We start from the raw sequence: 7160 nt of genomic DNA, 5'->3' as shown, positions 1-7160 counted from the left end.
CGCCACCCACTCGGCCGGCGCGTACTCGGCCATCGCGCCATACGGCGCGCGGCCGGCCCGGAAGTAGACACGCTGCCCGTCGGCGAGCCGCCCTACGCCATCGCGCCCACAAATGAACGGCAACTGCGTCGGCAAGCGGGGATGCAGCCCCTTGGCGATAGCGAGATCGGCCGGGCAGATCACTGCGGCCCTGACCTGGACCAGGGTTTCCCCATCGCTCGGATGGGGGTCGTCAAAGGTGGTGAAGCACGGCGTTTCGCCGAATTGGTACTGGACTACGGCTTTCATCGATGGCTCTCCTTGGTGGACCCATCACGGATCCTAGGGAGCCCAAAGTCCGAAGTCTCTGAGCCGAATCTGAAAGGAGATGCGCGTAAAATCCCTCGAAAACAACGAGGAGAATTCATTGAAGCCGTCACGCCTGTCCCTGGCCGCGCTGCTGCTCGCAGCCGCCACCACCGCCCACGCCGCCTGGCCTGACCGCCCCATCAAGCTCATCGTGCCGTTCCCGCCCGGACAGGCCACCGATATCTTCGCCCGCGCGCTTGCCGAGAAACTGGGCAAGCAACTGGGCCAGTCCGTCATTGTCGAGAACCGGGCAGGCGCCGGTGGCAATATCGGCATGGAGGTTGCCGCGAAGGCACCGGCCGATGGCTATACGCTCGTGATGGCGGGCAGCGCGATGGCGATCAACCAGACGCTCTACAAGAAGGTCAACTACGACCCGCGCCAGGACTTCGCGCCGATATCAGGCGTGTTCTCGGTGCCTCTGGTGTTCCTGGCCACGCCGCAGTCGGGTTTCACCTCGCTGCGCGACCTGATCACGAAGGCCAAGGCGGCGCCGGGCAAGTACAGCTACGCGAGTGCCGGCATCGGCGGCACGCAGCACCTGTCGGCCGAAATGCTCAAGGCACAGACCGGCATCTTCGTCGTGCACATTCCGTACAAGGGCAGCGGCCCGGCGCAGGCCGATTTCCTCGGCAACCAGATTCCGCTGATGGTCGATTCGGTGACGGCCGCCATGCCGCTGATCCAGAGCCACAAGGCCCTGCCGCTGGCCGTGACCACGACGCAACGCGTGCCGCAGCTCCCATCGGTGCCAACCGTGCGCGAACAGGGCGTGCCGGGCTTCGAGGCGCTGGGCTGGGCCGTGATGATGGCGCCATCTGGCACGCCCCCGGCCGTCGTCTCGCAGCTGAATGCGGAGACCGTCAAGGCGCTGCAATCGCCCGAACTGCACAAGTTCATCACCGACCGGGGCTCGGAGCCCATGCCCATGACGCCGGCAGACACCGGCAAGTTCGTGGATAGCGAGATCCGCAAATGGGCGACGGTGGTGAAGCGGTCTGGGGCGACGGCGGAATAAGCCGCCAAGAAACAAAAACGGACATCAGGCTCTCGCCCGATGTCCGCACACTACCCATTCTGGCTGCCGTCTTCTCAACGCGGCAGCCGACCCCTCAATCCCACGACAGCGCGCCGCCCGTCTGGTACTCGATGACGCGCGTCTCGAAGAAGTTACGCTCTTTCTTCAGGTCGATCATTTCGCTCATCCACGGGAACGGGTTTTCCTCGTTCGGGAAGAGCTGCTCCAGGCCGATCTGCTGGCAACGGCGGTTGCAGATGAAGCGCAGGTAGCCCTTGAACATCGGTGCGTTCAGGCCCAGCACGCCGCGCGGCATGGTGTCCTCGGCGTAGCGGTATTCCAGGTCCACGGCCTTCTTGAACAACTCGGTGATCTCGGCCTTGAACTCGGCCGTCCACAGGTGCGGGTTCTCGAGCTTGATCTGGTTGATCAGGTCGATGCCGAAATTGCAGTGCAGGGATTCGTCGCGCAGGATGTACTGGTACTGCTCGGCAGCGCCGGTCATCTTGTTCTGACGGCCCATCGCCAGGATCTGCGTGAAGCCCACGTAGAAGAACAGGCCTTCCATGATGCAGGCGAACACGATCAGCGACTTCAGCAGCTTCTGGTCGTTCTCCGGCGTGCCGGTCTTGAACGACGGGTCGGTCAGCGTGTCGATGAACGGGATCAGGAACTCGTCCTTGTCGCGGATCGACTGCACTTCATGGTACGCGTTGAAGATCTCGGCTTCGTTCAGGCCGAGCGATTCCACGATGTACTGGTAGGCGTGCGTGTGGATGGCCTCTTCGAAGGCCTGACGTAACAGGTACTGGCGGCATTCCGGCGCCGTGATCTGGCGGTACGTGCCCAGCACGATATTGTTGGCGGCCAGCGAATCGGCCGTCACGAAGAAGCCCAGATTGCGCTTGATGATGCGGCGCTCGTCCTCGGTCAGGCCGTTCGGGTCCTTCCACAGGGCGATGTCGCGCGACATGTTGATTTCCTGCGGCATCCAGTGGTTCGCGCAACCGGCCAGATACTTTTCCCATGCCCACTTGTACTTGAACGGCACGAGCTGGTTCACGTCCGTGGCGCCGTTGATCACGCGCTTGTCAGCGGCGTTCACGCGGCGCGTGCTTTGCGCGGCGGCGGCGTTGGGGTTGTTGCCAAGGATGCCCGGCTCGGTGGCTGCCGGCGGCAGCACGCCTTGCTGGTCGACCGACGTGGCGACGGCAGCGGGTTGCAGGGCAGGCTGCGGCGCGGCCTGCGGTGTGGCTTGAACGTCGTCGTCCCAGCTCAGCATGTTGTTTCTCCGATGATTCGATCAGGGGCGGCTGTGGCCAGCTTAGGCGCATCGGCTATCGATGTGCCTGGCCCTCTCCCCCGGCCCCTCCCCCGCACAGCGGGAGAGGGGAGCAGACCGAGGGTACTTTCAGGTGTTGCTTACTGGCAGGCTTCGCACTCTTCGAAGCCAGGATCGCCCGGACGCATCGTGCAGACCGCGCCCTCGGCCTCCGGCATCGCCGGTGCGGCCGACGCCGCGGCATCAATGCCCGACTGGCCGTCAGCGCCCGACGACACCGCGTTCAGCGAACCGCGCTGCACGGTGGACTTCTCCACGTGCGTGGCGGCCATCGTGCGCAGGTAGTACGTGGTCTTCAGACCACGCAGCCAGGCCAGCTTGTAGGTGTCGTCCAGCTTCTTGCCCGAAGCGCCGGCCATGTAGATGTTCAGCGACTGGGCCTGGTCGATCCACTTCTGACGGCGGCTGGCGGCTTCCACGAGCCAGGTCGGTTCCACTTCGAACGCCGTGGCGTAGATGTCCCGCAGGTCCTGCGGAATGCGGTCGATGCGGGCCAGCGAACCGTCGAAGTACTTCAGGTCGGCGACCATCACTTCGTCCCACAGGCCGCGTTCCTTCAGATCGCGCACGAGGTAGTCGTTCACAACCGTGAACTCGCCCGAGAGGTTCGACTTCACGTACAGGTTCTGGAACGTCGGCTCGATGCAGGCGGACACGCCGATGATGTTCGAAATGGTCGCGGTCGGGGCGATCGCGATGCAGTTCGAGTTGCGCATGCCGTGCTGCTTGATGCGACCGCGCAGGCTGTCCCAGTCCATCGTCGACGACAGGTCCACCTCAAGGTAGCCGCCACGTTCTTCGGCCAGCAGCTTCAGCGAATCCTGCGGCAGGATGCCACGATCCCACAGCGAACCCTCGTAGGTGCTGTAACGGCCACGCTCTTCGGCCAGCTCGGTCGAAGCCTGGTAGGCGTAGTAGCACACGGCTTCCATCGACGTATCGGCGAACTTCACCGCGGCGTCGCTGGCGTACGGCGTGCGCAGCACGTGCAGGCAGTCCTGGAAGCCCATGATGCCCATACCCACCGGACGGTGGCGCAGGTTCGAGTTGCGCGCCTTCTCTACCGCGTAGTAGTTGATGTCGATCACGTTGTCGAGCATGCGCATCGCGGTGCGGATCGTCTTCTGCAGCTTGGCGTGATCCAGCACGTACGTGCCATCGGCCTGTTGCATCAGGTGGGCCACCAGGTTCACGGAACCCAGGTTGCACACGGCGATTTCGCTCTCGTTCGTGTTCAGCGTGATTTCCGTGCACAAGTTCGAGCTATGCACCACACCCACGTGCTGCTGCGGGCTGCGGATGTTGCACGGGTCCTTGAACGTGATCCACGGATGGCCGGTTTCGAACAGCATGCCCAGCATCTTGCGCCACAGCTGCATGGCCGGCACTTTCTTGAACAGCTTCAGTTCGCCGTTGGCGGCCTTGGCTTCGTAGCCCAGGTAGGCCTGCTCGAATGCCTTGCCGACCTTGTCATGCAGGTCCGGGCAGCTGGCCGGCGAGAACAACGTCCATTCGCCATTTTCCATCACACGCTTCATGAACAGGTCCGGAATCCAGTTGGCCGTGTTCATGTCGTGCGTGCGGCGGCGGTCATCGCCGGTGTTCTTGCGCAGCTCGAGGAATTCCTCGATGTCCAGGTGCCACGTTTCCAGGTACGCGCAGACCGCGCCCTTGCGCTTGCCGCCCTGGTTCACGGCCACGGCCGTGTCGTTGACGACCTTCAGGAACGGCACCACGCCCTGCGACTTGCCGTTGGTGCCCTTGATGTGCGAGCCCAGCGCGCGCACGTTGGTCCAGTCGTTGCCCAGGCCGCCAGCGAACTTCGACAGCAGCGCGTTTTCCTTGAGCGCCTCGTAGATGCCTTCCAGGTCGTCCGAGACCGTGGTCAGGTAGCACGACGACAGCTGCGAGCGGCGCGTGCCCGAGTTGAACAGCGTCGGGGTCGACGACATGAAGTCGAACGACGACAGCAGCTGGTAGAACTCGATCGCGCGCGCTTCACGGTCCTTCTCTTCCAGCGCCAGGCCCATGGCCACGCGCATGAAGAACGCCTGCGGCATTTCGATGCGCACTTCGTCCACGTGCAGGAAGTAGCGGTCGTACAGCGTCTGCAGGCCCAGGTAGTTGAACTGGAAGTCGCGCGAGGCGTCCAGCGCGGCGCCCAGGCGGGCCAGGTCGTACGTGGCCAGCTTTTCGTCGAGCAGTTCGGCTTCGATACCGCGCGCGATGAACTTCGGGAAGTACTCGGCGTACTTCGTCGCCATCTCGGTCTGGGTCACTTCGGCGCCCAGGATTTCCTTGCGGATCGTGTGCAGCAGGATACGGGCGGTCACCTGGCTGTAGGCCGGGTCCTTCTCGATCAGCGTGCGCGCAGCCAGGATGGCGGAGTCGTAGACCTGCGTCATCGGCACGCCGTCGTACAGGTTCTTGAGCGTTTCCTTCAGGATCGGCTCTGCGCTGACGGCCTTGCCGAGGCCGCTGCAGGCGTTATCGATCAGCGCGTGCAACGCCGCCAGGTCCAGCTGGTACGTCACACCGTTATCGGTCACGTTGAACGACACGCCGGCCTCCTGTACGCGGGCCACCGCCTGCGCGTTGGCCTGGGCGCGTTCCTGCGTGCGCTTTTCGCGGTACAGCACGTAGGCGCGGGCCACCTCATGTTCGCCCGAGCGCATCAGCGCCAGTTCCACGTGATCCTGCACGTCTTCGATATGGAACGTGCCGCCGTTCGGACGGCTGCGCACCAGCGCGCGCACCACATTCTGGGTCAGTTGCTCGACGATCTCGCGCACGCGCGCGGATCCCGCGCCCTGGCCGCCGTTGACGGCCAGGAATGCCTTGGTCATGGCCACGGCAATCTTGTTCGGCTCGAACGACACCACGGCGCCGTTACGGCGGATCAGCTTGTAGTCCTGATAGGTAACGCCTGCAGCGACGGGGCTCTGCTGCGCAATGCCGGCTGCTGCGCCAGCAACGCCAGTCACGCCAGTGGTTTGTTGTTCGTTTTGGGCCGTTTGCATGAGGTAACTCCTGTTTTAACCCTTGTATTGAAGACTTCTGCTGAAGATGACAAAGTCCCTAGCAAAATGCGCTCCAGAAGACACTCGACACTGGCCATGCCAGGCGAGAACCAAACTGCACAGGCGTTCATTCTGCTAGGGACTCTTTTACAGCCCGACCCGGTTGAATTTTGTGACGCACACACCGCAAGCTGCTGCGGCGAGGCTTCACTCTTGGGTCGGCTCCCCGGAAAAACCACTAGATATAGTGGTCACATCGAAAATCTGGGCTAAGTATAGTGAAACGAGCCTGAATGACCAGTCTTGACAATCAGCTTTCACATTGCCGGGCCGGCGGTGCGGCAGCGCCACAATCCCGCAAAGCCCGCTGCCTCAAGGGTTCGCGGCGAGCCGTTCGGTGGCGCACAAGATTTTGAAAATATTTCTATGGGAACAGGTCGGCGATAGGTGCCCCAGAATGTGGCAGCCGTCGTGACGATTCGGGGCCCGGCGCACCCTATTTGGCCCCCCTGGGAAACCTACCTTGCGTGCCGGTACGGCATCATCGCCGGCGGTAGCGCGGCCTGTTTCGCAAAGCGGCTCCAGTCGAAGTGGGGGCCTGGGTCGGTCTTGCGCCCCGGCGCAATGTCGCTGTGGCCAGCGACGCCCTGGATCGGATAGGCGGCCCGCAGGGCACTCACCAGCGCGGCCACCGTCTCGTATTGCGCTGGCGTGAACGGCTGGTCGTCGGCGCCCTCGATCTCGATGCCGATCGAGAAGTCGTTGCAGCGTTGGCGTCCGCAATAGTCGGACTGGCCAGCGTGCCACGCACGTTGCGTGCAGGCGACAAACTGAACCGGCTCGCCATCGCGACGGACCAGGAAGTGGGCCGATACCCGGACGTCGCGAATCGTCTCGAAAAACGGATGGCGCGTGGCATCGAGCCGATTCTGGAAGAACGCCTCGATATCGTCGGAGCCGAACTGCCCCGGCGGCAAGCTGATGTTGTGCAGTACCACCACATCGACCGCCATGCCTTCGGGGCGGGCGTCGAAGTTCGGGGACGGCACGCGGCGGGCCGCGGGGACCCAGCCGTCGGCGTCGGGCTGCCAGTCACGGACCCGGCCTGCGGCGTCAGACATCTCGCCCCTCCCCTTCGGCCAGCGATTCGCTATCGTCCCGGCCACTGCGCCCATCCTCCTCGCAGATGCCAAGTTGCTCGATCCGGTACCGCAACTGGCGGAAGTTCAGACCCAGCAGCGGCGCCGCGGCGGTCCGGTTGAAGCCGGTCTGTCGCAGGGCGCGCAGGATCAGCTCGCGCTCCATCGCCTCCAGGTGCGCGGGAAGATTGATCGGGAACGTGGTGGCAGCCGGCGCGCCAGCATCGGGGGCAGGCGCGGCAACCGGCCCCGCCACGGGGATCGGGGCCGGTACAGGCGCCGGTTCTGGCATC

6 protein-coding genes are annotated in these 7160 nt (G+C 63.9%); 1 reads left to right on the top strand and 5 read right to left on the bottom strand.

Features of this window, described 5'->3' with window-relative positions; translation table 11 throughout:
- On the bottom strand, nucleotides 1–288 hold a 288-nt coding region (locus tag D769_RS18605; RefSeq protein ID WP_008648141.1), incomplete at its 3' end, for an alcohol dehydrogenase catalytic domain-containing protein.
- Nucleotides 289–367: 79 nt separating this feature from the next.
- On the opposite strand from D769_RS18605, the gene D769_RS18600 reads away from it, so the two are divergent.
- Nucleotides 368–1366, top strand: a complete 999-nt coding sequence (locus tag D769_RS18600; protein WP_051705519.1) for a tripartite tricarboxylate transporter substrate binding protein — start codon at nucleotides 368–370, stop codon at nucleotides 1364–1366.
- Between the two features lie 94 nt (nucleotides 1367–1460).
- Here the strand turns inward: D769_RS18600 and D769_RS18595 are convergent, their stop codons facing one another.
- From D769_RS18595 to D769_RS18580, 4 genes are all read right to left on the bottom strand, one after another.
- Entirely contained in the window at nucleotides 1461–2648 is a 1188-nt protein-coding gene (locus D769_RS18595) for a ribonucleotide-diphosphate reductase subunit beta (RefSeq protein WP_008648139.1), read from the bottom strand.
- 140 nt (nucleotides 2649–2788) lie between these two features.
- A complete protein-coding gene (locus D769_RS18590) occupies nucleotides 2789–5728 on the bottom strand; it encodes a ribonucleoside-diphosphate reductase subunit alpha (RefSeq protein WP_008648138.1) in 2940 nt (979 codons plus the stop codon).
- Between the two features lie 518 nt (nucleotides 5729–6246).
- Entirely contained in the window at nucleotides 6247–6849 is a 603-nt protein-coding gene (gene ampD, locus D769_RS18585; RefSeq protein WP_008648137.1) for a 1,6-anhydro-N-acetylmuramyl-L-alanine amidase AmpD, read from the bottom strand.
- Nucleotides 6842–7160, bottom strand: a 319-nt coding sequence (locus D769_RS18580) for a helix-turn-helix domain-containing protein (protein ID WP_008648136.1), incomplete at its 5' end; no start/stop codon positions are given. The genes D769_RS18580 and ampD, both read right to left, overlap by 8 nt.

It is taken from the genome of Cupriavidus sp. HMR-1, assembly GCF_000319775.1.
GTDB lineage: Bacteria > Pseudomonadota > Gammaproteobacteria > Burkholderiales > Burkholderiaceae > Cupriavidus > Cupriavidus metallidurans.
Note: the sequence above shows the minus strand (reverse complement) of the source record. Positions and strands in the feature narration are given on the sequence as shown.

Excerpts from the sequence above, each read along its gene's own strand:
- ampD (WP_008648137.1), bottom strand. The coding sequence starts at position 6,849 with ATGTCTGACGCCGCAGGCCGGGTCCGTGACTGGCAGCCCGACGCCGAC.
- D769_RS18600 (WP_051705519.1), top strand. The coding sequence starts at position 368 with ATGCGCGTAAAATCCCTCGAAAACAACGAGGAGAATTCATTGAAGCCG.
- D769_RS18590 (WP_008648138.1), bottom strand. The coding sequence starts at position 5,728 with ATGCAAACGGCCCAAAACGAACAACAAACCACTGGCGTGACTGGCGTT.
- D769_RS18595 (WP_008648139.1), bottom strand. The coding sequence starts at position 2,648 with ATGCTGAGCTGGGACGACGACGTTCAAGCCACACCGCAGGCCGCGCCG.